The sequence below is a fragment of the Psychromonas sp. genome (assembly GCF_983033635.1).
Window position 1 is genome coordinate 2901 of the sequence record NZ_CEZLMY010000254.1, and the last position, 705, is coordinate 3605.

Annotated in this window: 1 protein-coding gene; it reads left to right on the forward strand. The window is 36.0% G+C overall.

The window, feature by feature from the left end; translation table 11 throughout:
* A partial coding sequence (locus AC4GME_RS18035; RefSeq protein ID WP_490379961.1) for an ApeA N-terminal domain 1-containing protein occupies window positions 1-705 on the forward strand: 705 nt, incomplete at both ends.

A 705-nucleotide genomic window follows, 5' to 3' on the forward strand; every position in this document is an offset into this window, starting at 1 on the left:
GAAATGTTTGACGAGCAATCATTACTGACTTTCCGAACTATTTCTAGATCAAACCAGACAGAATATAAGGCTTCAATCGCTAAAAAATATGACTCTGGTGAACTTTATTTGAACTACGTATATTGTGGGAAATTTGATAATGAGCAGGTGAAAAGAGTTACGTTTATCATTCCTGAACTTGCCTCTTACTTTCAAAATGAGCTGAAGTATCGGTTAGACAATGAAGTTAACATCTCTGGAAATCTAAAAATTGAACCGATCCTTTCGACTGTAACTATCAATGGTGAGCCACTAGCTATTGAACTGGCTCAACAGTACTATCTTAAGAGTTTTGAAGATAATAATGGTTTTGGGTTCACTAATTTTGTTTCACTTTCATTTGAACGAGACTCACCATTTACATTTTCTGACATAAAGAAGCTCAGGTTAAAAATTACTAACTTATTTACTTGGATCACTGGCTATCCTGTAACTATCGATTCTATAAACGTAAGTGACACGCTAGATTCGGGCTACCTGTACTTACCAAGCGTAAAGAAAACTAGTACATATGACTTCAGCTACCCAAACTGCTTAATGCAAAATCATGAGCTACGCAATAACTTCGATATTATTTGCAAGCACTACTTTGATCTTAACGCTTCAATTTTCGAGAATATCTGGTCAAGAACCATTCCGCTGTTTGATTTTAGCGGGGTGCTAGAG